This window comes from Actinoalloteichus spitiensis RMV-1378 (assembly GCF_000239155.1).
GTDB classification, from domain to species: domain Bacteria; phylum Actinomycetota; class Actinomycetes; order Mycobacteriales; family Pseudonocardiaceae; genus Actinoalloteichus_B; species Actinoalloteichus_B spitiensis.
On the sequence record NZ_AGVX02000790.1, the window covers coordinates 1 to 1531 of the forward strand.

Below are 1531 nucleotides of genomic sequence, written 5' to 3' on the forward strand. Positions count from 1 at the left end.
GTCGCCGCCGGCGCCGGCCCGGAGCGGGTGGTGGCCGTGTGCCTGCCCCGAGGAGCCGCGTTCGTCACCGCCCTCGTCGGGGTGCTCCGCGCGGGCGCCGCCTACCTCCCGTTGGACCCGGCGCTGCCGCCCGCCCGGGTGGACCACGTCCTCGCCGACGCGGGGGTGACCTGCGTGGTCACCGCCCCCGGGGCCGTCGGCCGGTTTCCCACGACCCCGGTCGTGGCGGTCGACGACACCGGTGCCGTCGTCGACCCGGCGGGGGTGGCGGCGGAGGTCGGCGACGCTCCCCTGGCGGCCGCGTCCGAGGTGGGCCACCCCGACTGCCTGGCCTACGTCGTCTACACCTCGGGGTCCACGGGTCAGCCGAAGGGGGTGGCCGTCTCCCACCGCACCCTCGGCTGCCTGCTGCGGTGGCATCTGCACCGGTACCGGCCCCGCCCCGGGGAACGCCTCGCGCAACTGGCCCGGGTGTCCTTCGACGCCGCCGCCTGGGAGATCTGGCCGGCCCTGGTCGCCGGGGCCGCGCTGGAGGTGCCCCCGGACGACGTGCTCGCCAGACCTGACCTGCTCGCCGCGCACCTCGCGGACCGCGCCGTCACCTCGGCGTTCGCGCCGACCCCGCTGGCGGAGGCCCTGCTGGACCACCCTGTCCTGACGCGGGGTGGGCCGCGCCGCATCCTGACCGGTGGTGACGTCCTGCACGCCCGGGAGGAGACCGTCACCGACGTCGAGGTCGTCAACCACTACGGGCCAACCGAGAACACCGTGGTCGCCACCGCCGGTGGGGCCCTGCGCGCCCCCTGGGGGGAGACGACGATCGGCGCTCCGCTCCCCGGCGTGCGCTGCTACGTGCTCGACCGGTGGCTCCGGCCGGTTCCCGAGGGGACACCCGGTGAGCTGTACCTGGGCGGGACCTCGGTGGCCAGGGGCTATGTCGCCGCCCCGCCGGGCACGGCGGCCAGGTTCGTCGCGGACCCGTTCGGGCCGAGCGGGGGACGCATGTACCGCACGGGTGACCGGGTCAGCTGGTGGGGTCGGGAACTCCGGTTCCACGGCCGCACCGACCGGCAGGTCAAGGTGCGGGGGTTCCGGATCGAGCCGGGCGAGGTGGAGGCCGTGCTGCTGGCGCACCCCGAGGTGCGGGCGGCCGTCGTCGGCGCCTCCGGTCGAGGTGACGTGCTCGTCGCCCACGTCGAACTCGATCGGGACGTCGCCGTGGCGGAACTCGCGGAGCACGCCCGCGCCCGGCTGCCCGAGCACCTGGTGCCGACCGTCATCCTGCCCGTGGGCACCATGCCCATGACCAGCAGCGGGAAGGTGGACCGTGCCCGGCTTCCCGAACCCGCCGCACCGGCGGCGGAGTTCGCGCCTCCCCGCGACGAGGGGGAGGAACTGATCGCGGAGTGCTGGGCGGAGGTCCTCAGCTGCGCACCCCCCGGGGTGCACGACGACTTCTTCGCCCTCGGCGGGCACTCGCTGGCCGCCGCCCGTCTCGCCGCCCGCCTCGGCGAGATCTTCGACGTCGACC

Annotated in this window: 1 protein-coding gene; it reads left to right on the plus strand. The window is 76.2% G+C overall.

Going from position 1 to position 1531, the window contains the following annotated elements; translation table 11 throughout:
- Nucleotides 1-1531: amino acid adenylation domain-containing protein (locus ACTIDRAF_RS0225300; protein ID WP_026066486.1), on the plus strand; the 1531-nt coding region annotated here is incomplete at both ends.